19 protein-coding genes and 1 pseudogene are annotated in these 22,818 nt (G+C 63.6%); 16 read left to right on the top strand and 4 right to left on the bottom strand.

The window, feature by feature from the left end; all coding sequences use genetic code 11:
- Positions 1-25: 25 nt before the first annotated feature.
- Positions 26-769 carry an SDR family oxidoreductase gene (locus D7S86_RS20015; RefSeq protein WP_121088637.1) on the bottom strand — a complete coding sequence of 248 codons (744 nt, stop codon included), beginning with the start codon at positions 767-769 and terminating at the stop codon, positions 26-28.
- Between the two features lie 146 nt (positions 770-915).
- Here D7S86_RS20015 and D7S86_RS20010 point away from each other — a divergent pair, with 146 nt between their 5' ends.
- Positions 916-1,830 carry a LysR family transcriptional regulator gene (locus D7S86_RS20010; RefSeq protein ID WP_121088636.1) on the top strand — a complete coding sequence of 305 codons (915 nt, stop codon included), beginning with the start codon at positions 916-918 and terminating at the stop codon, positions 1,828-1,830.
- A 48-nt stretch (positions 1,831-1,878) separates the two neighbouring features.
- Here D7S86_RS20010 and fabV read toward each other — a convergent pair whose 3' ends face one another.
- Both fabV and D7S86_RS20000 read right to left on the bottom strand, forming a co-directional pair.
- A complete protein-coding gene (fabV, locus tag D7S86_RS20005) occupies positions 1,879-3,069 on the bottom strand; it encodes an enoyl-ACP reductase FabV (protein WP_121088915.1) in 1,191 nt (396 codons plus the stop codon).
- A gap of 130 nt (positions 3,070-3,199) precedes the next feature.
- On the bottom strand, positions 3,200-5,017 hold the full coding sequence (locus tag D7S86_RS20000; RefSeq protein WP_158602038.1) for a tetratricopeptide repeat protein: 1,818 nt from the start codon (positions 5,015-5,017) through the stop codon (positions 3,200-3,202).
- Between the two features lie 397 nt (positions 5,018-5,414).
- Here D7S86_RS20000 and D7S86_RS19995 point away from each other — a divergent pair, with 397 nt between their 5' ends.
- From D7S86_RS19995 to D7S86_RS19925, 15 genes and pseudogenes are all read left to right on the top strand, one after another.
- Entirely contained in the window at positions 5,415-6,521 is a 1,107-nt protein-coding gene (locus D7S86_RS19995; protein WP_121088634.1) for an HlyD family secretion protein, read from the top strand.
- Positions 6,522-6,566: 45 nt separating this feature from the next.
- Positions 6,567-8,144 carry a DHA2 family efflux MFS transporter permease subunit gene (locus D7S86_RS19990; protein WP_121088633.1) on the top strand — a complete coding sequence of 526 codons (1,578 nt, stop codon included), beginning with the start codon at positions 6,567-6,569 and terminating at the stop codon, positions 8,142-8,144.
- 71 nt (positions 8,145-8,215) lie between these two features.
- On the top strand, positions 8,216-9,700 hold the full coding sequence (locus D7S86_RS19985) for an efflux transporter outer membrane subunit (protein WP_121088632.1): 1,485 nt from the start codon (positions 8,216-8,218) through the stop codon (positions 9,698-9,700).
- A gap of 9 nt (positions 9,701-9,709) precedes the next feature.
- Entirely contained in the window at positions 9,710-10,186 is a 477-nt protein-coding gene (locus D7S86_RS19980) for a MarR family winged helix-turn-helix transcriptional regulator (RefSeq protein ID WP_121088631.1), read from the top strand.
- Positions 10,187-10,198: 12 nt separating this feature from the next.
- Entirely contained in the window at positions 10,199-11,386 is a 1,188-nt protein-coding gene (locus tag D7S86_RS19975; RefSeq protein ID WP_121088630.1) for a thiolase family protein, read from the top strand.
- A gap of 235 nt (positions 11,387-11,621) precedes the next feature.
- Entirely contained in the window at positions 11,622-13,169 is a 1,548-nt protein-coding gene (gene zwf, locus D7S86_RS19970) for a glucose-6-phosphate dehydrogenase (RefSeq protein ID WP_121088913.1), read from the top strand.
- Between the two features lie 70 nt (positions 13,170-13,239).
- Positions 13,240-15,396, top strand: coding sequence for a transketolase (gene tkt / locus D7S86_RS19965; protein WP_276313514.1), 2,157 nt, complete (start codon positions 13,240-13,242; stop codon positions 15,394-15,396).
- Positions 15,393-16,394 carry a phosphogluconate dehydrogenase (NAD(+)-dependent, decarboxylating) gene (gene gnd, locus D7S86_RS19960; RefSeq protein WP_121088628.1) on the top strand — a complete coding sequence of 334 codons (1,002 nt, stop codon included), beginning with the start codon at positions 15,393-15,395 and terminating at the stop codon, positions 16,392-16,394. Before tkt ends, gnd begins: the two co-directional genes overlap by 4 nt.
- Positions 16,395-16,636: 242 nt before the next feature.
- Positions 16,637-17,230, top strand: coding sequence for a hypothetical protein (locus D7S86_RS19955; RefSeq protein WP_121088627.1), 594 nt, complete (start codon positions 16,637-16,639; stop codon positions 17,228-17,230).
- Positions 17,231-17,672: 442 nt separating this feature from the next.
- Positions 17,673-18,059 (top strand): hypothetical protein, encoded by a 387-nt coding sequence (locus D7S86_RS19950; RefSeq protein WP_121088626.1) that lies wholly within the window; start codon positions 17,673-17,675, stop codon positions 18,057-18,059.
- Between the two features lie 989 nt (positions 18,060-19,048).
- Complete coding sequence (locus D7S86_RS19945) at positions 19,049-19,321, top strand: metal/formaldehyde-sensitive transcriptional repressor (protein WP_121088625.1); 273 nt, start codon at positions 19,049-19,051, stop codon at positions 19,319-19,321.
- A 7-nt stretch (positions 19,322-19,328) separates the two neighbouring features.
- Positions 19,329-20,606 (top strand): CDF family Co(II)/Ni(II) efflux transporter DmeF, encoded by a 1,278-nt coding sequence (gene dmeF, locus D7S86_RS19940; RefSeq protein ID WP_121088624.1) that lies wholly within the window; start codon positions 19,329-19,331, stop codon positions 20,604-20,606.
- A 3-nt stretch (positions 20,607-20,609) separates the two neighbouring features.
- A complete protein-coding gene (locus D7S86_RS19935) occupies positions 20,610-20,810 on the top strand; it encodes a DUF1289 domain-containing protein (protein WP_121088623.1) in 201 nt (66 codons plus the stop codon).
- A gap of 361 nt (positions 20,811-21,171) precedes the next feature.
- Positions 21,172-21,276: pseudogene (locus tag D7S86_RS30285) on the top strand (integrase); the annotation flags it as partial.
- A gap of 160 nt (positions 21,277-21,436) precedes the next feature.
- Positions 21,437-21,814, top strand: a complete 378-nt coding sequence (locus D7S86_RS19925) for a hypothetical protein (RefSeq protein ID WP_147432403.1) — start codon at positions 21,437-21,439, stop codon at positions 21,812-21,814.
- Between the two features lie 193 nt (positions 21,815-22,007).
- On the opposite strand, the gene D7S86_RS19920 is transcribed toward D7S86_RS19925, so the two are convergent.
- On the bottom strand, positions 22,008-22,811 hold the full coding sequence (locus tag D7S86_RS19920) for an oxidoreductase (RefSeq protein WP_121088911.1): 804 nt from the start codon (positions 22,809-22,811) through the stop codon (positions 22,008-22,010).
- Positions 22,812-22,818 lie beyond the last annotated feature (7 nt).

Below are 22,818 nucleotides of genomic sequence, written 5' to 3'. Positions count from 1 at the left end.
CGACATCCGCGCACGCGTGCGGAACTCAAACGAGGCTGAGCCCGCCGTCGCAGATCACGGTTTGTCCTGTCATGAAACTGTTGTCGATCAGAAACGCGAGGGTCTTCGCGATGTCGTCGGGCGTGCCGACACGGCCCGCCGGCGCTTTCTCGGCGAATCCCGCGAGCGCGGCGGCGCGTTGATCGGCGGGTAACGCATCCCACCACGGCGTGTCGACGACGCCCGGCGAGACCGCGTTGACGCGCAACGGGCGCAATTCGACGGCAAGCGTCGGCACCGCGCATGAAATCGCACCGTTGACCGCGGCAAGACCCGCCGTGCCCGGCGAAGCCATTTGCGCGCTGACGGCGGTCACGAAGGTGATCGAGCCGCGTTCGCGGATCGTGCCGAGCGCGGCTTGCGCGCAGGCGAAGTGCGGCAGGGTCTTGCTCGTGAAGCCGCCGAGCACGTCGTCGATCGGAAGACCGCGAAACGGGCCGAAGCCCTTGCCGCCGCCGAGCGCGAGCACGAGATGATCGAACGGTCCGATGTGCGCGAAGAACGCCTTGACGGCGTCGGCGTCGCTCGCATCGAGCGGTGTGGCGTATGCGTCTCCTCCGATGGCGATTCGCGCGGTGTCGAGCCGCGCGGCATCGCGGCCCGTGACGGTGACGCGCATGCCGCTCGCGTGCAGGCGCTGTGCCGTCGCGAGGCCGATTCCCGACGTGCCGCCCATGACGACGGCGTGCGGGCGTTCAGTGCGGGTCGATTCGACGTTCTGGGTGTTCATCGTGGGCTCCGTTCAACAAGGGGCGACGCATGCGTCGCCATGTCGAGGCGTTGCGCTCGGGGATCGATGCGCATGGCCGTCTGGGTTGAACAATACGGAGCCGCTACGTATATTTGAAATGAATTAAAGACATCCCACGTATCAATATGATTGATCTGCGCGGTATCGACTTGAACCTTCTCGTGTCGCTCGACGCGTTGCTCGAATGTCGTAACGTCACGAAGGCCGCCGAACGGCTGCATTTGACGCAGCCGGCCGTTTCGACCCAGTTGGCGCGATTGCGCCGGATCTTCGACGATCCGTTGCTGATGCCGGCCGAGACGGGGCGCGGCATGGTGATGACGGCGCGCGCCGCGGCGCTCGTCGAGCCCTTGCGCGCCGCGCTGCATGGCATCGAATCGGTCGTGCGCTTCAGGCCGCGCTTCGACCCGATGGCCGATCAACGCGATTTTCGGATTGCGGCGAATGACAATTTCGCGGCGATTTTCGGACTCGATCTGATGGAGCGCATGCCCGCGATCGCGGGGCCCGGCGTGCGGCTCGCGTTTCGCAATGTCGATGCGCGTACGGTCGCTTCGGAACTTGAACGCGGCGAAATCGATATCGCACTCGGGTCGGAACGCATGGTGCCGGAATCGATGAAGGCGCGACGGCTGCTCGACGAGCGCTTTCTATTCGTGCAGCGCAAAGGTCATCCGCGCGGCACCGGGCCGCTCGACCTCGATACGTATTGCGGGCTGCATCATGTGCTCGTGTCGACGAGCGGCGGCAGCTTTCATGGATTCATGGACGAGCATCTCGAACCGCTCGGACGGACACGGCGCGTGATGCTGTCGGTGCAAGCTTTTACGATCGTGCCGGAGGTGCTGACGAAGACCGACTACGTGTCGACGTTACCGAGCCGGCTCGTGCGTCGATACCGCGACCGGCTCGATGCGTTTGAATTGCCGTTCGAGGCGCGCGGATTTTCCTTGTTCGCGGTCTGGCATCCGCGCGATCACGCCGATCCCGCGCACACGTGGCTCAGGGACGCGTTGACGGAGATCGGGGCACGGCAGTGAGCGACGATGCCCGATACGTTCGGGCATCGTCGTGCGACGGCAGAACGCTTAAACGAGCCCCGGAATCTCGACGACGGGGTTCACATCCGCTTCGTAATCGACGCCTTCGACGCCGAAGCCGAACAGGCGCAGAAATTCGGACTTGTAGCCCGCGAAATCCGTCAGCGTGCCGATATTCTCGTTCGTGACCTCGCCCCAGAGTTCGCTGACGCGCGACTGCACCGCGGGCGCGAGTTCCTTGTAGTCCGCGCGCAGACGGCCCGCGTCGTCGAGATGCGGCTTCGCGCCGTAGAGGCTGTCCTTATAGAGCCCGTAGACCTGCTCGATACAGCCTTCGTGCGAGCCTTGCTCCTTCATGACCTTGAAGAGCAGCGACAGATAGAGCGGCATCATCGGAATCGCCGAACTCGCTTGTGTGACCACGGCCTTGAGCACCGAGACGCGCGCATCGCCGCCCTTCGCCGCGAGTTTTTCGCGGATCGACAGCACCTTCTGGTCGAGATCCTTTTTCGCCGCGCCGATCGTGCCGTTCCAGTAGATGTCGTGCGTGATCGATTCGCCGAGATACGTGTACGCGGTCGTCTTCGCGCCGTCGGCGAGCACGCCCGCTTCATGCAGCGCGTCAATCCACATCTGCCAATCTTCGCCGCCCATCACGGCCACGGTGTTGTCGATCTCTTCCTGTGTCGCGGGTTCGATCGTCGTGTCCTTGATGACTTCCTTGTCGGTGTCGAGACTGCGCACGCTGATCGTCTTGCCGATCGGCTTGAGCACGGAGTTGAACACCTGGCCCGTCTTCGGATGCGTCCGGCGCGGCGCGGCAAGACTGTAGATGACTTCGTCGACCTGGCCGAGATCGCGCTTGATGAGTTCGATCGTCTTCTGCTTGATTTCGTCGGAGAAGCCGTCGCCGTTGATGCTCTTCGCATAGAGACCGTCGGCATGCGCGAACTTCTCGAACGCGGCGGTGTTGTACCAGCCAGCCGTTCCGGGTTTTCCCTCATCGCCGCCGCGCTCGAAGAACACGCCGATCGTGGCGGCGTTCGAGCCGTAGGCGGCCGAGATCCGCGACGCGAGGCCATAGCCCGTCGATGCGCCGATGATCAGCGACTTCTTCGGACCGTTCGCAATCGGGCCTTGAGCCTTGACGTAGTCGATTTGCTGCCGGACGTTGGCTTCGCAGCCCGTCGGATGGGTCGTCACGCAGATAAAGCCGCGTACGCGGGGTTTGATGATCATGAAGGCCTCGCTGGGAAAACGCCGCAATCGCACGGAAGTGGCGACAAACCGCGCATTGTATTCGATTGATCGCACCGCGACGTCGTTCGGCTTTCGCGCCCTGCCGCAATGCGCTTCGCGCGGCGCATCCTTATTCCGCGTCGAGCGCGGCGAGCGCATCGCAGACGCGCGTGACGAGTTCTCCCCAGGCGCCGACCGTGCGTTGCCGGAACAGACGCGCGGACGGATACCAGGGGTTGTCGTCGCGTCCGAGCTCCCAACGCCAATCCGAATGCGGCGGCAGCAGGACCCAGACCGGTTTGCCGAGCGCGCCCGCGAGATGCGCGAGCGACGTGTCGACGCTGATCACGAGATCGAGCTGCGCGACAAGGGCCGCCGTGTCGCTGAAATCGCCGAGCGACGGGCCGACGTTGACGATGCCCGGATGGGCGTCGAGCGTCGCCTGATCGCCGCGGCGGCGATCTTTCTGCACGATGATCAGTTCGCCATATTGGGCGAGCGGGACCAGCAGGCCGAGATCGACCGAGCGATGCGCATCGCCCTTGTGTTTCGGGTTGCCGGCGCATGCGATGCCGATTCGGCGACGCGCGCGCATCGGGCCGAGCCGCGCGCGCCATGCTTCGATGCGCACAGGATCGGCTTTGAGGTAGCTCGGCGCGAATGGAATCGTACTCGCCGTTGTTGCAAATGCGAGCGGAAGACTCATCAACGGCGTCGCGAAGTCGAACGACGGAACGCGATCGCCGTGCGCCACGACGTCGATCATGCCCTTGAAACTCGATGCGATCAGCGTCTTGAGCGAGGCCTGAACTTCGAGCACGACACGCGCGCCGAGCGCCGCCACCATGATCGCGTAGCGGCAGAAGTGGATCGTGTCGCCGAGGCCTTGCTCGTGCCACAGCAGAATCCGCTTGCCGCGCAGGTCTTCCTTGCCGAGCCACAGCGGGATGTCCTTGTAACGCCGCAACGAGAAGCCCGACATCTGCCAGCGCGCTTCATAGCGTTCCCATCCCGTCGCATACCGGCCCGTGCGCAAATCGTGGAGTCCTGCGTTCCACAGCGCGGAGGGCCAGTTGGGCGCGAGCGCGAGCGCGCGATCCGAGGCGACCCGCGCTTCGTCGTGACGGCCGATCGTCACGAGCGTGTTCGCGAGATTGATCCATGCGCCCGCGAAACCCGGATCGAGATCGATCGCGCGTGTGAACGACTCGATCGCGTCGTCGTAGCGCCGTAGATTCACGCGCGCGTTGCCCTGATTGTTGAGGGCGGCGGTGTTCGACGGATCGATCGCGAGGATGCGTTCGACGCAGTCGAGCGCTTCGAGATTGCGGCGCGCATCGCGCAGCGCCGTGCTCCGGTTCAGGAGGACGTCGACATTGCCCGGATCGATCGCGAGCGCATGATCGAAGCACGCGAGCGCCTCTTCGATCCGGCCGAGCCGGCGCAGCGTGTCGCCCCGGTTGCTCATCGCGCCCGGGTGCGCGGGCTCGATCGAGATCGCATGGTCGAAGCACGCAAGCGCGTTGACGGGCCGGTCGAGCGCGGCCTGTGTGATGCCGCGCTCCATCCAGGCCTCGAAATATCGTGGATCGATCGCGAGCGCGCGATCGAACGCTATGAGCGCGTCTTCGACCTGGCCCAGCATCTTGAGCGCGAGGCCGAGCTTGACGTGCGCGATCGGGCGGCGCGGATCGAGTTCGATCGCACGCCTGAAGCGCGCAGCCGCGCGCTCGGCATGTCCCGCGGTCAGCAGGCAGAGTCCCGACAATTGGGCGGCTTCGAGATGGTCGGGCTGGCGTGCGAGCAACGCGTCGTACCGCACTTGCGCAGCGTCGAAATCGCCTTGCGTGTGCAGGCGCAAAGCCTCTTCGAGGGCCTCACGCGCGTCGTGCGGGGTGGGTTCCGTGTGTGCGGACGATTCGGTGCGGCGGGCGGATCCTTCGGACATGGGGCAACAATCGGCAAAGGCGAACTGGTCGCCATTATCCATCGGTTCCCGGCATGTGTTCGATATGGCGAATGTGTGCGGTTTCGATGATCCGCGCCTGTATCGGTGTGGTTGTTCGTATTCGGGAAGTCGACCGGATGTCCAAACGGTCGCGGCCCGCGCTGCATCTTGCGGGGATATCGACGGTCTCGTGCAACGTCGGTCGCAAGACCTGCGCCGCACCCGCACGGGTTTCTCGAATTCTTTCGAATTACTTTCGACAAGATAAAAATGCCAAAGAGCTTGACGTTGTGCATATGCACTCATACACTCCGATCCAATCCCGAAACGCCAGCATGGGGTCGAGTCAACATCGACCGCGTTTTCGGCCAACTTAAATTGTGCATATACACATCATATGAACACCCCTTCCACGACTCTCCCGAATCCGAGCGCCGCGACGACACCGGAGCGCGCCGGCGTGCCCTGGATGAAGCTCGCGATCGGCGCGGTTGTCGTTGTCGTATGCGCGGCGCTTGCGTACTGGTACTTCGATGCGCGGTTCTATCAATCGACGGACGATGCCTACGTCGGCGGGGATGTGACGGTCATGGCGCCGAAGGTCAACGGATTCGTCACCGATGTGCTCGTGCAGGACAACCAGTATGTGAAGGCCGGGCAGGTGCTGATTCGCCTCGATTCGCGCGATTACGATGCGCGGCTCGCGCAAGCGAACGCGCAGCTTCAGAGCGCGCATGCGGCGGTCGGCGAAATCCGCGCGCAGCAGGACCTTCAACAAGCCAGGATCAACGAGCAGCACGCCGAAGTCGCGTCCGCGCAGGCGGAGCTCGCACGGACGCGAGCCGACCAGACGCGATATAGCGCGCTCGTCAAGGACGAAGCCGTTTCGAATCAGGTCGTCGAGCATGCGGATGCCGACCTGAGCAAGGCCCGCGCGGCGCTCGACCAGAGTCAGGCCGGCGTTCAGGCCGCCGATCGTCAGCTCGCGGTGCTGGGTGCGCAACTCGTCAACGCGCAAGCCAACGTCGCGAAGGCTGAAGCCGAACAACGCTACGCGGCGCTGAACGTCGAATACACGACGATCCGCGCGCCGATCGACGGTTATGTCGGCAACCGGACGGCGCGCGTCGGGATTCTCGCGAATACGGGCGTCTCGCTGCTCACCCTTATCCCCGCGCAAGGGCTCTGGGTCGATGCGAACTTCAAGGAAGACCAGCTCAAGAAGATGCGTGCGGGCGACCCGGCGCAAGTGCAGCTCGATGCGGCCGACGGCGCGCCGATCAAGGGGGTCGTCGAAAGCCTTGCACCCGCGACGGGCGCCACGTTCAGCGTGCTGCCGGCCGAGAACGCGACCGGCAACTTCACGAAGATCGTCCAGCGCGTGCCCGTGCGGATTCGGCTCGACGCGACGAGCGCGCAGCGCGCCGCGTTGCGGCCCGGACTGTCGGCGACCGTCAGCGTTCGCGTGGGCAACGGCGACTCGGTCGCGTCGAACGCGCAGTAAGCCGCGCGCCTCATTCCGTCTGACGCATCGAACAGGGTGCCCAACATGACACACGCGGTTCCAGCCAATCCGATGGACTTGCCGACGAAAACGAAGGTCTTTGCGTTCTCGTTGATGTGCCTCGGCTTTTTCATGGCCACGCTCGATATCCAGATCGTCGCGTCGTCGCTCAAGGATATCGGCGGCGGTCTGTCGGCGAGCCAGGACGAGTTGTCCTGGGTGCAGACGTCGTATCTGATCGCCGAGATCCTCGTGATTCCGATGTCGGGTTGGCTCACGCGCGTGTTTTCGACGCGCTGGGTCTTCGCGGCGTCGGCGCTCGGGTTCACGATCACGAGCATGCTGTGCGGGCTCGCCTGGAACATCAATTCGATCATCGCGTTCCGCGCGCTCCAGGGCGCGCTCGGTGCGGCGATGATCCCGACGGTCTTCACGACGGCCTTCGTGCTGTTTCCGGGTCACCAGCGCGTGATCGCCTCGACGACGATCGGCGCGCTCGCGACGCTCGCGCCGACGATCGGTCCCGTGATCGGCGGCTGGATCACCGACGCCTGGTCGTGGCATTGGCTGTTCTATCTGAACCTCGCGCCGGGACTCGTCGTCACGCTGCTCGTGCCGCGCTACGTGAACTTCGACAAGGCCGATATTTCGCTGCTCAAGAAAGGCGATTACATCGGCATCGTGCTGATGTCGCTGTTCCTCGGATGCCTCGAATACGTGCTCGAAGAGGGGCCGCGCAAGAACTGGCTCGGCGATCACGTGATCCTCGCGTGTACGTGGATTTCGTGTATCTCGGGCTTCCTGTTCTTCGTGCACGCATTGACGGCGAAGGATCCGATCGTCGATCTGCGCGCGCTGACGATCCGCAATTTCGGCATCGGCAGCATCCTGTCCTTCATCACGGGGATCGGGATCTTCTGCACGGTGTTTCTGACGCCGGTGTTTCTCGGACGCGTGCGGGGTTTCGATTCGACGCAGATCGGCGTCGCGCTGCTGTCGGTCGGTGTCGCACAGCTCTTCGGCCTCGTGATCTATTCGTCGCTCGCGCGTACGGTCGATCTGCGCTATCTGATGTTGTTCGGCCTCGTGCTGTTCGGCGGCGGATGCTGGCTCTACGTCCCGCTCACGCATGACTGGGGCTGGCAGCAACTCGTGCTTCCGCAAGCGATGCGCGGCTTCGGCCAACAGTTCGCGATTGCGCCGATCGTCACGATGGCGCTCGGATCGTTGCCGCCGTCTCGGCTGCGTTCGGCAAGCGGATTGTTCAACCTGATGCGTAACCTCGGCGGCGCGATCGGCATCGCGGTCGTCAGCACGATGCTCAACGATCGTCTGAATCTTCACTATCTGCGGCTCAGCGAACACGTGACGGACGGACGCCCGGCGATCGAAGCCGTCATCAACGGACAGGCCGCGTATTTCGAGCGTGTCGGCGGCAATCTCGTCGACGGCGCGAATGCAAGCCTGGGACTGCTGCATCAGCTCGTGCTCAGAGAGGCGCTCGTGTTGACGTTCTCCGACACGTTCGCCGCGGTCGCCGCATGTTTCGTCGTCGCGGTCGCGCTGGGCCTGTTTGCGAAATCGCTGAAGCCCGGCGTCGCGCCGCCGCCCGACGCGCATTGATCGATATGTATGCGAGCCGATCACAAATCGGCTCGCGATCTCATCCGATTGACTGAATTCGAAGGATCCCTATGAAAACCACGATCGCCGCGCTGGCCGCCGCCGTCGCCCTGGCCGCCTGCGCTGTTCAGCCCGCGCAACACTCGGCATTGCCCGATACGGTCGCATCCACCGCGCCCACGGCGTGGGATGTGCGTGTCGATACCAGTCCGCTCGCCGCCGACGCCTGGTGGCAGCAGTTCGGCGACCCCACGCTGCATGCGCTCGTCAGCGCGGTGCTCGCGCAGAATCTCGACGTGCAGGCGGCGGTCGAGCGTGTCAAACAGGCTCAGCAGGTGACGATCGAGAAGCGCGCCGCGTTGCTGCCGCAACTCGATCTGAACGCGATAGCCGCCGAGCAACGTCAAATCACGCCGCCGCCGCTCGGTTATGTGCGCGAGGCCGGCATCGGCGTGACCGCGGCCTGGCAGCCTGACGTCTTCGGCGGGCAGCGACTCGCGTTGCTGGCCGCGCGCGCGCAGGTCGAGCATAGCCAGGACGCGGTCGACGCACTCAAGCTCGCGCTTGCCGCGAACACCGCATCGGCCTATATCGACCTGCGTTGGGCGCAAAGCGAACAGGCGATCCTGCAGAACAACATCGAGATCCGCACGCGCGCGCTCAAGCTCACGCAAGAGCGCCGCGCGTATGGACTGTCGAACAATCTCGACGTCGCGCGCGCGCAGAATCAACTCAGCGATCTGCAGGCGCGTTTGCCGCGTGTCGCGTCGACGATTCAGCATCAGTTGAGTCTGATTGCGGTGTACTCGGGCCGCACGCCCGAAAGCGTCGATACGCTGCTGCTCGCGAATGCAGCGGCCATTCCGGTTCCGGCCGGCGATGCGCCCGCGTTGCTGCCGTCCGAGGCGCTGCTCCGGCGTCCCGACGTGCGCGTCGCCTACGACACGGTCGAGCAGCGTGCGGCAGAGGTCGGCGTCTCGCGCGCGCGGCGCTATCCGCAGTTCAATCTGCAATTGACCGACGGCTTGCTCGCGGCGTCGTGGGTCGGCCTGCCGACCGTGACGGACAACTTGTTCGGCGCCGCATTGAGTGCGACGAGCCCGATCTTTCATGCGGGCGAGATTCAGGCCGGCATCGAGAGCAGCGAAAGCAAGATGCGCGAGTCCGAGCTCAATCTGCACCAAACCATGCTCGACGCGCTCAAGGAAGTCGAGGACACGCGCAGCGACCTCGTGAGCACGGGAGACGAGGTCACGCAACTCGGTACGTCGCTTGCCGCATCGGATCAGGCGCTCAAGTTATCGAACGAACTGTATCGCGGCGGCGCGGCGAACTTCCTCGATGTGCTCGATGCGCAGGAAGCCTATCTGCGCGACCAGGACGCGCTCAATCAGGCGCGGCGCGAGCACGCGCTCGCCGCGGTCGCGCTGTATCGCTCGCTCGGCGGCGGTTGGTCGCGCGACGGGCGCATCGACGTGGCGCATGTGGAGCAAGCACCGCAAACGCCTCAGGTCGCGCAGGCGTCGCAGCGCAACACGACGCCCGCGCAGGATTGAGATCGCGCGATGAACGTCCGAGATCCGGCAGACAGCGACATCGATCTCGATGAGAGCCACGAGTTCGCGTTACGGCGCGCGGCGCGTTATCTGTCTCAGCTCTATTCGCGCCAGCTTGTCTCGATCGGTTTGACGGCGCCGCAATTCACGATGCTGCGCACGATCGATCGCCACGGCTCGTTGACGATGGCGGAGCTTGCGCGGCGCGTGGGCAGCGACCGTTCGACGCTTGTGCGCGCGGCGCAGGTGCTGCGCAAGGACGGTTTCCTGGCGTCGTCGCTCGGGCCGCCGCCGGGGCGCAGAACGGTCTTGACGCTGACGCCGCTCGGCGCGCAGCGCGTCGAGCAGGGGCGTGCGCTGTGGTGTATCGCGCAGCGCGATTTCGAGGCGCGTTTCGGCGTCGAGCGTGCGCGACATCTGCGCGCGGAGTTGTTCGGCATCACGGGCCAGGCGCCCGTCGATGAACATGGGTTGACCCAGTTTTGAGGAGCATCCGACATGCAAGCACCTGAAGTCGTCATTTGTCATCCGGTTCGCACGGCGATCGGCACATTCAACGGATCGCTGAAAGGGACGCCCGCGACCGATCTCGGCGCGACGGTGATCCGCGAGACGTTGCGTCGCGCGGGGCTCGACGGCGCGCGGATCGATTCGGTCACGCTCGGCAACGTCGTTCAGGCCGGCAACAAGATGAATCCCGCGCGGCAGGCGTCGATTCACGGCGGGCTGCCCGTGTCGGTGCCCGCGTTGACCGTCAACCGCGTCTGCGGTTCGGGCGCGCAGGCGATCGCGTCGGCCGCGCAGGAGATCTGGCTCGGTTTCGCGCAGGCGTCGATCGCGGGCGGCATGGAAAACATGGATCGCGCGCCGTATCTGATCGACGGCGGACGTTGGGGCTACCGGATGGGCAACGCGGAGATTTTCGACAGCATGTTGCGCGACGGACTGAACGACGCGTTCTCGTCGCAGGCGTCGGGCTGGCACACCGAGGATCTCGTGACGCAGGCCGGGCTCACGCGCGACGAGCAAGATCGCTTCGCGGCGCGTTCGCAGCAGCGTTTCAGCGCCGCGCAAGCGGCCGGGCGTTTTGTCGACGAGGTCGTCGGCGTCGAACTCGCGGGCAAAAAAGGTGCGACGGTATTCGATCGCGACGAGACGCCGCGTCCGGATACGACCGTTGACACGCTGTCGAAGTTGCGTCCCGCGTTCCGGCCCGACGGCACGATCACGGCCGGCAACGCACCGGGGCTCAACAGCGGCGCGTCCGCGATGATCGTCGCGGCGCGCACGTTTGCCGATGCGCACGGCATCGCGCCCGTCGCGCGCCTCGTGAGTTTCGGCGTCGGCGCGGTCGAGCCCGGTCTGTTCGGGCTCGGTCCCGTACCGGCCGTGCGGCAGGCGCTCGAACGCGCGGGGTGGGCGCTCGGCGACGTCGAGCGGTTCGAGATCAACGAAGCGTTCGCGGCGGTCCCGCTCGCGGTCGCGAAGGCGCTCGGCGTGCCTGAGGACGTGATCAACGTCGAAGGCGGCGCCGTCGCGCATGGCCATCCGATCGGCGCGACGGGCGCGATCCTGACGACGCGGCTCATTCATTCGATGCGCCGCGACGGTGTGCGGCGCGGCATCGTGACGCTCTGCATCGGCGGCGGGCAGGGCATCGCGCTCGCGCTCGAAACGCTCGCGTAGGGCCTGCGACATCCGGTAACGACTGTCGACGGAAGCTGGGCGGTGAACCTGCGGACTTAGGCATACACTCACTGTCCTGCACGGCGTCGACCGCATGTGACGGCAATCGGAACGCGCGGCATGTGAATTGCTGCTCGACCGATTCCGGGTCGATTCGAGGCCCACCGCACGGGTGGGCCGTACGACGCCGCGCGTCGACACGATCCCATGCGAGTCACGTCAAGGAGGATTCCGGATGACCGCTTCCGAAGGGCAGCCAGGTTCGCTTTCCCATGCCGCTCAACCCGCGCCGCCGTGCACGATTGTCGTGTTCGGCGCGCGCGGCGATCTTACGAGACGGTTGTTGATGCCGTCGATCTACAACCTGGTCCGCAACGGCCTGCTCGACGATGCGACGCGCGTGATCGGCGTCGATCACAACACGCTCTCGACCGACGACTGGCGCACGTTGTTGAGCGGCACGCTCGATGAACTCGCGGCCGATCCTCACGCGGAATTTCATGCGGGCAAGGTTGATCCGAAGATCTGGAAATGGATCACCGACCGGATGACCTATCTGACGGCCGACTTCGACGACGAAAAGACTTACACGAACCTTGCGAGTCAGCTCGACGGCAACGTCGTGTTCTACCTGGCGGTCAGCGCGCGCTTCTTCGGTCCCGTCGTCGAACATCTCGGCAAGGCGGGCTTGCTCAAGGAGGCGCGGGAGGGCGGGGCGTTTCGCCGCGTCATCATCGAGAAGCCGTTCGGTTCCGACCACGCGAGCGCCATTGAACTGAATCGGCGCATCCTGTCGGTCGGCGACGAATCGCAGTTCTTCCGCATCGACCATTTCCTCGGCAAGGACGCGGTTCAGAGCCTGCTCGCGATGCGATTCGCGAACCGTCTCTTCGAACCGGCCTGGCGCGCCGAATCGATCGACCACGTGCAGATCACGGCGGCGGAAACGATCGGTGTCGGCACGCGCGGCAACTTCTACGAAACGACGGGCGCCTTGCGCGACATGGTGCCGAACCATCTGTTCCAACTGCTCACGATGACGGGCATGGAAGCGCCGACGTCGCTCGATGCGAATGCGATCCGCGACGAGAAGACCGCGTTGCTCACGGCCACCGCGCCCGTGCGCGTCGAGGATGTCGTGCGCGGTCAGTACACGGCGGGCGACATCGACGGCGAAGCCGTCAAGGGCTATCGCGAAGAAGACAAGGTCGCGGCCGACAGCACGACGGAAACGTATGTCGCGCTCAAGCTCGCGATCGATACGCCGCGCTGGAAGGGCGTGCCGTTCTATTTGCGCACGGGCAAGCGCATGGGCGGTCGCTTCACCGAAATCGCGATCCATTTCAAACCCGAACCGCATGGGCTGTTTGCGCGCGGATCGGCCGATAAGGCGCAGTCCGCCGACGGCGGCGCCGCGCCGAATGTGCTGACCGTGCGGATCGATCCCGTGCACGGCGCCGCGCTGCGATTCAACGTCAAGGTGCCCGGGCCGCTGTCGACGCTCGGCGAAGTCGAGGCAGCGTTCGACTTCGACAAGGCGTTCGGCGATCTCGGTACCGTCGGCTACGAATCGCTCGTCTATGAGTGCCTGCTCGGCGATGCGACGCTGTTCCAGCGCGCCGACACGATCGAAGCGAGCTGGGCCGTCGTGCAGCCCGCGATCGATCTTGCGGCCCGGCACGCCGAGCCCGAGCCCTATGCAGCGGGCAGTGCCGGACCCGCGGGCGCCGATGCGCTGCTCGCGCGCGACGGCCGCCGCTGGACCCCGATGAAGCCCGGTTGATCGCGCGAGGCGGATGTTTCGCATCACGGCCGATGACCGGTCCCCGACAGCAGACGATGGAGCACGCGACATGAAACGATCGATGATCAATCCCGCGGCGGCACGCCGCGTCGAGGCGGCCGAGCGCGACTCGGCGGGTGGCGGTGCGGGCGGGGCGCAAAGCGGCGCGCGGCCCGCGGGTACGATCGACGAGATCTGCGTCAACACGATCCGCACGCTCGCGATGGATGCCGTGCAGAAGGCGAATTCCGGACATCCGGGTACGCCGATGGGCCTGGCGCCCGTCGCGTATCAACTCTGGCAGGAGCGGCTCAACTACGATCCGCTCGATCCTGCATGGCCGAATCGCGACCGCTTCGTGCTGTCCGTCGGACATGCGTCGATGCTGCTCTATTCGCTGCTGTTTCTCGCGGGCGTGCGCGCGACGGACGAGCACGACGTGCCGCTCGACACGCCGGCCGTTTCGCTTGACGAGATCAAGCGTTTCCGCCAGATCGACAGCAAGACGCCGGGGCACCCTGAATATCGCTGGACCTCGGGCGTCGAGACGACGACGGGGCCGCTCGGGCAGGGACTCGGCAACAGCGTGGGCATGGCGATCGCCGAACGCTGGCTCGCCGCGACCTATAACCGGCCCGACGCTCCGCTGTTCGACTACAACGTCTACGCGCTGTGCGGCGACGGTTGCATGATGGAAGGCGTGTCGGCCGAGGCGGCGTCGCTCGCGGGGCATCTGAAGCTCTCGAATCTCTGCTGGATCTACGACAGCAACCACGTGACGATCGAGGGCGGGACGAGCCTCGCGTACAGCGACGATGTCGCGACGCGGTTCCGCGGCTACGGATGGCATGTCGAGCAGGTCGCCGATGCGAATGACCGGGCGTCGCTCGCGAAAGCGCTCGCGGCGTTCGACGCAGTCGACGACCGGCCGACGCTGATCATCGTGACGAGCGTGATCGGCTACGGGTCGCCGAAGAAAGCCGGCACCGCGTCGGCGCACGGTGAGCCGCTCGGCGAAGACCAGGTCCGCGCGGCGAAGCAGGCATACGGCTGGCCCGAGGATGCGCATTTCCTCGTGCCTGACGGCGTGCTCGAGCATTTCGCGCAAGGCATCGGCGCGCGCGGCAAGTCGGCGCGCGCGGAGTGGCACGCGCGCTTCGATGCCTACAAGAAGCAGTATCCGGAACTCGGCGCGCAGCTCGATCTGATGCGTACCGGCGGTTTGCCTTCGGGGTGGGAGGCGGCGCTTCCCGTGTTTCCGCCTGACCCGAAGGGCCTTGCGACGCGCGATTCGTCGGGGCAGGTGCTCAACGCGCTCGCCGCGAAGGTTCCCTGGCTGCTTGGCGGCGCCGCCGATCTCGCGCCGTCCACGAAGACGCTGCTCAAGTTCGACGGCGCGGGCAGCTTCGCCCCGCAGACGTACGGCGCGCGCAATTTCCATTTCGGCATTCGCGAGCACGCAATGGGTTCGATCGCGAACGGGATCGCCCTATCGAAACTGCGGCCATTCGCCTCGACCTTCCTGATTTTCAGCGACTATATGAAACCGCCGATCCGGCTCGCGTCGATCATGGAGCTGCCGGTGACCTTCGTGTTTACGCACGACTCGATCGGCGTCGGCGAGGACGGGCCGACGCACCAGCCGGTCGAACAGCTCGCTTCGTTGCGCGCGATTCCGGGCATGGTGGTGCTGCGGCCCGCGGATGCGAACGAAGCCGCGCAGGCGTGGTATGTGACACTCACGCATACAGATCAGCCGGTCTGCATCGTGCTCACGCGGCAGGCGTTGCCGACGTTCGATCGCGCGCGCTACGCGAGTGCCGAAGGCGTGCGTCGCGGCGCCTACGTGCTCGCCGATGCGCCGAACGGCAAGCCGAAGGTCATCCTGATGGCGACGGGCAGCGAGGTCTCGATGTGTGTCGACGTATACGAGAAGCTCGCCGCCGACGGCATCGCCGCACGCGTCGTGTCGATGCCGTCGTGGGAACTCTTCGAGCGGCAGGACACGGCCTACAAGGACAGTGTGCTGCCGCCGGACGTGACGGCGCGCATCGCGGTCGAGCAGGCGGCCGAGCTTGGCTGGGACCGCTACGTCGGCATCAGCAAGGACGCGCGCACGATCGTCATGCATACTTTCGGCGCGTCGGCGCCGCTGTCGGAGCTCAAGAAGAAATTCGGCTTTACGCCGGAAGCCGTCTACGAGACGGCCAAACAACTCGTGAAATGAAACAACCGGAGAACAAGAGCATGCAGATCGCTATCGTTGGCCTTGGCCGCATGGGTGCAAACATTGCACGCCGCCTCATCCGAGGCAAGCATGAGGTCGTGGTCTGGAATCGCAGCAGCGGTCCGGCCGAAGAGCTCGGCCAGGAAGGTGCGACGGTCGCCAAGGACTTCGACGACGTCGTGGCGAAACTCAAGGCGCCGCGTGTCGTCTGGATCATGCTGCCGGCCGGCAAGGTGACCGAAGACGCGCTGGCCGAGTTCTCGAACAAGCTGTCGCCGGGCGACGTGCTGATCGACGGCGGCAACACGCATTACAAGGACGATATCCGCCGCGCCAAGGAAATCGCGAAGAAGCAGATCGACTATGTGGACGTCGGCACGTCGGGCGGCGTCTGGGGTCTGACGCGCGGCTATTGCATGATGATCGGCGGCCCGGACGCTGTTGTGAAGCGACTCGATCCGATCTTCAGCACGCTCGCACCGGGCGTCGGCACGATTCCGCGCACCGAGGGCCGCGACGGTCTCGATGCGCGCGCCGAGAACGGCTACATCCATGCGGGTCCGGCGGGCGCGGGCCACTTCGTCAAGATGGTCCACAACGGCATCGAATACGGCCTCATGCAAGCGTATGCCGAAGGCTTCGACATCCTGCGCGAGAAGAATTCGGACCACTTGCCCGAAGATCAGCGCTTCGACCTGAATCTGGCCGATATCGCCGAAGTCTGGCGTCGCGGCTCGGTCGTCTCGTCGTGGCTGCTCGACCTGTCGGCCCAGGGTCTCGCTCAATCGCCGCAGCTCGACGACTATTCGGGCGAAGTGGCCGACAGCGGCGAAGGCCGCTGGACCATCGAGGCAGCGATCGAGGAGGCCGTGCCGGCCAATGTGCTGTCGGCGTCGCTTTTCGCGCGCTTCCGTTCGCGCAAGGACCATACGTTCGGCGAGCGCTTGCTTTCGGCGATGCGGTTCGGATTCGGCGGTCACATCGAGTTCAAGAAGTAAGCGCCTCTTCACATCTTGAGTTGTTCCGCGATCGAGGGCGGCGCGTGCGCGTCGCCCCTGTCAAGATGGCGCGGCGTCAACGAATTCGGATTCGTTTCGCGCCGTCTGCCACCGTAGTCTCCACTCACTTCGGTTTTTCCTTCTTCGTACGCGGAGCCTTCCTTTTTGAGGTCGGACCTCCCGTCGCACCGCCGCGATCTTGGTACGATCCGTCGCTTATCTGAGATTCAACGGAGCAGTCGATGCCGCTTCTTTTCTTCCCGCTGCTCGGATTCATCGTTTTCATCATTGCGGCGGGCTGGGGATTCAATGCGCTGTCGCGGCATCTGGGCAGCGATATCGCCATCGCGATTTACTTCCTCGTGCTCGCGCTGGCGAGCGCCGTACCGATCGCGTGGCTTCGCAGACGCAAGCGCGTTGCGGGGTCGACGGACGCGCCGGTCATCGTCAGCCGTACGTTTGCGGGTGCGCGTTCGAGCGTGGTCGTCGATGCGCGCGACCGCAGCGTTTTGCTGACGCTCGAAGGACGGACGCGGCGTTATGCGTTTGCCGACCTGCGTGAATGGTCGGTGTTTGAGCATCGGATCGGGGCCATCGGCGGCCCGGGTGTCGCGACCGGTAAAAACGAGGCGGGTCAGGGTGCGTCCGAAGAGGGCGCAGCCGAGCGGCGGACGATCGAAGCAGCGGTGACCCGTCGGGATATCGGCGAGCCCGCCGCCGGCGTGGCGATTCGTACGCGTGATATCGCGAATGCGATATGGACGATCCCCCTCGCAAGTATCGAGCAGGCGCGTGAGTGCGTCGCGCTGCTCGACGGAATCAAGGCGCAAGGCTGACCGCCAAGACGGCGACACGAACGGGGTTTCGGTCGCGCGTCGATGCTGCTCAACACGAACGGCGTGTACCTGGGTCGCCTTTGACGACGCGGTCGTGCTCAAACCCTGACACGGCCGACATCTTCCACGCTCGCACAAGACGGTTTGACGCTTTCAGCGCTGAAAGTGAGTGAACCCTTTCATTCAAACCCGCTTCGGGCTTCACATTCGCTTGGGTGAGCCGATACGGGGATGCTGTGATCAAACTGACCGCAGTTGTGACCTCTGTTTCGCCGATCGCGTGGCGTCGCTTTGTCGTCCAATGACATCACGGCGGGTTCGATGGGCGTTGAGCAGAATATTTCTGAGAAAGCGTCCTCAAGTTCATTCGCATGACTGCCGTAATCACGGTTAGGTCGGGGCAATACGCCTAACAAAGACGGTTCCAGTGCAGGAGTCGGAGATGAGACTACCGAGGAATGACGGCAAGATCGCGACACCTCGCGATGCGATCGACGAAGAAAAGGTGCAGATTCGTCGCTCGTGCAGCTATATCGTGGCGCGAGAGGCGTCCGATTTGATGAGCAAGCTGCCGTTGAATCGCGGCCCGGCGCTGAAGAAGATTGCCGAACGGCTTGTGGATTCGCGCAGCGTTTTGTTCGGCATCGCGTTTTTCGAATGCGTCGAAGACTGGTTGATCGATCATGACCAGCGCACGACGGCGGATGCGGTTCGCCGGTTCCTGAATTCCCCGAAGTTCCTCACCTTGTTTGTGGCCACGCCGACGGTTGCGCCCGCGATGACGGGGACGGCATCGCTCCCGCGTGGGCAGCTCGCCTTGATTGACTGAATCTTGATGACGGCGTGTCGGCACGCCGTCGATCGCCGCGCGTTCGTCGCGGCGACGCGCATGCCTTCGTCGTAATGCGAGGCATGGTTCGAGCGCGGGCTCTGCAATCCCCTTCGTCTTTCGTTTTTTCCGTGTTTATCCGCTCGGCGCTCAATGCGCGGCCACGTCGATCATCGCATCGAACGTTGCGCGTCATGCCACCCGTTCACTGCCGCTCGATCGCTTGTCGTACGGAAGACTACGTCGGCTCGATTTAGCGCCACTCGACATGTATCGACACGAGCGTTAACCCACGCATCAGGGCATCAGCGCACCCAAGCGCCCAAGTCACCCACGCGGCCCCGTTCTCTGTTCGAATTGCCGTTCGCTTTGCGTCGAATTGTCGACGCGTTAGCGCATGGTTGTGTCCCGATCTCGCCCATTCGGTGACTACTTGGACTGAAAGTTCAGGAGCGCCCGCGCTCCATAGGTTGTCTACGAGAAATCGATCCACCTCGGTGGGCGTTCCACTTGTCAGAACGGCAGCGAGTGGCGTCGATGGCGAAGAACTTTCGATCATGGTCCAGTGTATTTTGGTCCGTTCGCGACAATTCTACCGCCATTGGATGACCAATTTTCTCAAGGTCTGAATTGATCTCAACGGAGTCGAGAGGCCTAGCTATGCGTGTACGCGCCCTCGTCGCTATGGCAGCGCGACGTGGACGAAGCGCTTAGGTTGCCGAACGAAAGGCAACCGACATAGGGCGCCGGACGCGCGGTCGCTGTCTTTGGAAATCCGCCCCCGATTTCGCATCGGACCCGTGGCGTCACGTAGTAGACGACGCCACACAACCATCTCGGTGGTAGGGATACGACACATCGGCGCGGCCATTTCGACTCGGAGCCCGGTTGCAAAGAAATCCACGCGTCAAGCTTGATCCAGCGCGACCGTATACCCCTACCCCCTATTTCGATATACTCCCTCCCACTATGTTTGGAGGCGTTGAGGGATGAGTCACACGATTCGAGAAAAGCAGAAACTTTTGAACCGCATTCGGCGGATCAAGGGCCAGGTCGAAGCCATTGAGCGCGCGCTGGAGGACGAGCGAGGCTGCATGGAAGTCCTGCAACAGGTGACGAGTTGTCGTGGCGCGATGAATGGACTGCTCGCCGTTGTGCTCGAGGACCACATCCGTACGCACCTTGTCGACGCTGAGCCAGACGACGAACACGGCAGCGGCACTGAACAGTTGATCGAGGTAGTCCACAGCTACTTCAAGTGAGAGAACCATGAGCAAGTTTGAGGACGACGCCTTTGGGGCGGGGCATGACCACATCTTCCTGGGTGCCGCCCATGAAGAAAATGAGCGCAGGACCTGGATGGTCATCGCGCTATGTAGCGCGATGATGGTGGCCGAAATCGCTGGCGGCAGTCTGTTTGGGTCACTAGCCCTTGTCGCCGACGGGTTACACATGTCCACTCACGCGGGCGCGATGCTTATCGCCGCCCTTGCATACACGTACGCGCGCAAGCACGCGACGGACCGTCGCTTTGTCTTCGGCACCGGCAAGCTCGGAGACCTCGCGGGTTTTACCAGCGCCATTGTGCTGGCCATGATCGCGTTGCTGATCGCCTATGAAGCTGTTTCGCGGTTTTTCTCACCCGTACCAATCCACTTCGGAGAAGCGATTCCCATCGCGGTCGTGGGTCTGCTGGTGAATCTTGCAAGTGTCTGGCTGCTGAGCGGTGATCATCACGGTCACAGTCATGGGCATAGCCACGGGCATAGCCACGACGAGGAACATCCTCACGAGGATGCACCGCAACGCATCTTCGCGAATTCCGGCGCCCTGTCTGTGTCGATTTTCGAGGACGGCGTGCCGCCTGTGTTTCGGATCGCGCCGGAGAGCGCTATGTCGGGACCCGATGCCTCGGATGTATCTGTGACGACTATTCGTCCTGACGGCACGCGTCAGACGTTTGCGTTCGCGAGCCGCGATGGCTATCTGGAGTCGAAGGAATATATTCCGGAGCCGCATGCGTTCACGGTCGTCATCCGTCTCCCCGAAGGCGAGCATCAGATCGAATTCGAAGAACACGGGCATGACCATGACGGTGCACAGGCCGCTGCACACCGTGACCACAATATTCGCTCGGCTTACATCCACGTCATCGCCGACGCGGCCGTTTCTCTACTCGCGATTATCGGATTGCTGCTCGCCCGCGCCTTCGGTTGGGTCTGGATGGACCCGCTTGCCGGTGTGATCGGTGCACTGGTGATCGCAAATTGGTCGTGGGGGCTGATGCGCGATACGGGCGGTATCCTGCTTGATATGAATCCCGACCGACGTCTGGAGGAGAACGTGCGCCATCTCGTCGAGGATAACGGTGATACGGTGCTCGACCTTCACGTGTGGCGCGTCGGTCCGGGGCACATGAGTGCAGTTGTGTCAGTCTCGAGTCCGGTCGCCCGACGAGAGCCGAGCTTCTACCACGCGGCGTTAAAGCGATTCAAAGGCCTTTCGCACGTAACCGTCGAAGTCAATCCGACACGCGTCCCCGCCTGAACGATGGCAATCAAATCGCCTTGCATCGACGTCTGCTCCTTTGATGGCAAAACCGGGCTCTGTATCGGCTGCCTTCGTACGCGCGAAGAAATCCGCGATTGGAAAAAGATGACCGACTTTCAACGCCATCAGGTACTCAACGACCGGAATAGACGTAAGTCGAAACTGCCGCGCGAGGCGCGAGCCCCCGTGGCCGACGACTGAGCCGGGGAATTTATAGTGCGGCGTAGGCGCAGCCGTTTGCGCGTAGGGGCTTTTCTTCCATCGCATTCCGACTGTTCTTCCGCAGAAAGCGGACACCCGAGCGCGCGTGCAGGGGCAGCAACGGGTCGGGTTAAGCCTGCCGCGTCAGGCGGGCTCCGGCCAGGAGCGGTCGGATGCGTCTTCAGCTTTAATGACCGATCTTCGCTCTGAAACGGTCGCTACCCACTCGACTGCACCGGTCGAGGTTGCGACCGACAGCGCACTCGTCGGTTAAAGGACGCTAGGATTATTCGTGCTTTTGCCGACGTAGCTTCTCGAACGGCAGAGGTTCCCATGATCGCGTGGCAATAAGCACGGCTAACCGCATATCTCTACTCGCCAGTATTCGCGGCTGGTCCATCGATGGATCGGGTCCGTCGGGCTGGACGACACAGCGTACGGCACGCACACGATGCGCCGGACGAAAACCGACCCCGAAATGGGCGCCTGAGTTAGGACTGATCAGTTCCGACGCGCTAACCATTTGTGTGCTAATCGATGGTGTCGGGGCAACGACCGACACCAATACATTTCTGCTCGCCTTCGATCTAGACTCGTCTTGGGGCTGGACGAACCGAGACCACGCTATGAATTCTTCTCCAAATGCGAATGCCAGCGGAGCGTTCGTGCACAACGGGGTGCGCTTCTGGATCGAGGTGTATCCGAAAGATGGCGGCACATTTGCTTGGGCATTCTCCATCGAGGGAGCTGCCTTCGTAGGTCCGGAGCACATGCGAGCGAGCGGCAGATCGGCCGCTCTGGCCGCAGCACAGAAGCAAGCCGAGTTCGTAATCGATGGCGGATCGCTCAAATCAACCATCTCCCATTTCAAGCGCAGGGCTGCCGATATAGACATCGGAGCACCATGCTGTGATTGGTGTCAGCTGTACCGTACGAAACTCGCGATAGCGACCCTAGTGGGCCGTGCGCAAGCAATCGACACCTCCATGCTCAGTGACTCGTGACTGGTCGAGAGGATTCGTTGGTTGGGCGCATTGCGGTCATGAGGAGACGTTCGCACCTCACGTGCGAACGTCTTTTCACGCATTGGAAGCGGTGAGTTCGCCGGTAAGTTATTCCGGTGATTCTGCACCGCGCATGTCCGTCGTCGCATACGGAACGAACTTCCAATATACAAGCCTCTCGGTCAAGACGTGGCTAGTTGAGACCAAACGCCTTGCGAAGACTTTTGTCGACCTGAGGCGCCGGTGCAAAGCGTCGCAAGAATGTCAGAAGTTTTGCCCGACCGTCTGCGGGCCGTCTGAGCCGATACGTGCCTTCGACTGTCGCCAGGATGGACTTGGCCACGCTGTCGGGTGGAGGCGCGTTACTGACTTGCTGTTGAACAGCGTCAACGCTTGCATGCAAAGCCGTTTCATAGTCCGTGATAACAGAAGCGGTGCGCGTGGCGTTGATATCCAGCTTCGTGCGCGTGAAACTGGGCTCGACCAGCATGACGCGCACGCCAAAGCCTCGCACTTCGTGGTCGAGAGACTCGGAGAGCCCCTCCAGCGCATGCTTGCTGCTTGCGTAGAGGCCCATAAAAGGCGCAGGCAGGAACCCGAGCACGGAACTGATATTGACGATCAGCCCGCTCTTTTCGCGGCGCATCGAGGGCAGCACGGCGCGCACGACTCTGAGCACGCCGAAGACATTGACGTCAAAAAGCGCGGCGACTTCCGCGTCGCTGGTTGCCTCGACAGGCCCTACCAGTGACACCCCCGCATTATTGACGAGCACGTCGATGCGTCCAGCTCGCTTCAACACGTCATCCACGGCCGAGCGCACCGAGTCGTCGTCCTTGACATCCATCTCAACGAATTCCACGCCCGGTATCGCGCTCGTCGCACCGGGCGCCCTGACACCGCCAAAGACGCGATATCCCGCGCCTGCGAGCGCCCGTGCGGTCGCGTCCCCGATGCCGGAGGAAGCGCCCGTGATCAGTACCACTTTCTGTTTCATATTCACT

Origin of the sequence: Pararobbsia silviterrae, from assembly GCF_003628125.1 — a bacterium.
GTDB classification, from domain to species: Bacteria; Pseudomonadota; Gammaproteobacteria; order Burkholderiales; family Burkholderiaceae; genus Pararobbsia; species Pararobbsia silviterrae.
Note: the sequence above shows the minus strand (reverse complement) of the source record. Positions and strands in the feature narration are given on the sequence as shown.

Excerpts from the sequence above, each read along its gene's own strand:
- D7S86_RS20015 (WP_121088637.1), bottom strand. The coding sequence starts at position 769 with ATGAACACCCAGAACGTCGAATCGACCCGCACTGAACGCCCGCACGCC.
- D7S86_RS20010 (WP_121088636.1), top strand. The coding sequence starts at position 916 with ATGATTGATCTGCGCGGTATCGACTTGAACCTTCTCGTGTCGCTCGAC.
- fabV (WP_121088915.1), bottom strand. The coding sequence starts at position 3,069 with ATGATCATCAAACCCCGCGTACGCGGCTTTATCTGCGTGACGACCCAT.
- D7S86_RS20000 (WP_158602038.1), bottom strand. The coding sequence starts at position 5,017 with ATGTCCGAAGGATCCGCCCGCCGCACCGAATCGTCCGCACACACGGAA.
- D7S86_RS19995 (WP_121088634.1), top strand. The coding sequence starts at position 5,415 with ATGAACACCCCTTCCACGACTCTCCCGAATCCGAGCGCCGCGACGACA.
- D7S86_RS19990 (WP_121088633.1), top strand. The coding sequence starts at position 6,567 with ATGACACACGCGGTTCCAGCCAATCCGATGGACTTGCCGACGAAAACG.
- D7S86_RS19985 (WP_121088632.1), top strand. The coding sequence starts at position 8,216 with ATGAAAACCACGATCGCCGCGCTGGCCGCCGCCGTCGCCCTGGCCGCC.
- D7S86_RS19980 (WP_121088631.1), top strand. The coding sequence starts at position 9,710 with ATGAACGTCCGAGATCCGGCAGACAGCGACATCGATCTCGATGAGAGC.
- D7S86_RS19975 (WP_121088630.1), top strand. The coding sequence starts at position 10,199 with ATGCAAGCACCTGAAGTCGTCATTTGTCATCCGGTTCGCACGGCGATC.
- zwf (WP_121088913.1), top strand. The coding sequence starts at position 11,622 with ATGACCGCTTCCGAAGGGCAGCCAGGTTCGCTTTCCCATGCCGCTCAA.
- tkt (WP_276313514.1), top strand. The coding sequence starts at position 13,240 with ATGAAACGATCGATGATCAATCCCGCGGCGGCACGCCGCGTCGAGGCG.
- gnd (WP_121088628.1), top strand. The coding sequence starts at position 15,393 with ATGAAACAACCGGAGAACAAGAGCATGCAGATCGCTATCGTTGGCCTT.
- D7S86_RS19955 (WP_121088627.1), top strand. The coding sequence starts at position 16,637 with ATGCCGCTTCTTTTCTTCCCGCTGCTCGGATTCATCGTTTTCATCATT.
- D7S86_RS19950 (WP_121088626.1), top strand. The coding sequence starts at position 17,673 with ATGAGACTACCGAGGAATGACGGCAAGATCGCGACACCTCGCGATGCG.
- D7S86_RS19945 (WP_121088625.1), top strand. The coding sequence starts at position 19,049 with ATGAGTCACACGATTCGAGAAAAGCAGAAACTTTTGAACCGCATTCGG.
- dmeF (WP_121088624.1), top strand. The coding sequence starts at position 19,329 with ATGAGCAAGTTTGAGGACGACGCCTTTGGGGCGGGGCATGACCACATC.
- D7S86_RS19935 (WP_121088623.1), top strand. The coding sequence starts at position 20,610 with ATGGCAATCAAATCGCCTTGCATCGACGTCTGCTCCTTTGATGGCAAA.
- D7S86_RS19925 (WP_147432403.1), top strand. The coding sequence starts at position 21,437 with ATGAATTCTTCTCCAAATGCGAATGCCAGCGGAGCGTTCGTGCACAAC.
- D7S86_RS19920 (WP_121088911.1), bottom strand. The coding sequence starts at position 22,811 with ATGAAACAGAAAGTGGTACTGATCACGGGCGCTTCCTCCGGCATCGGG.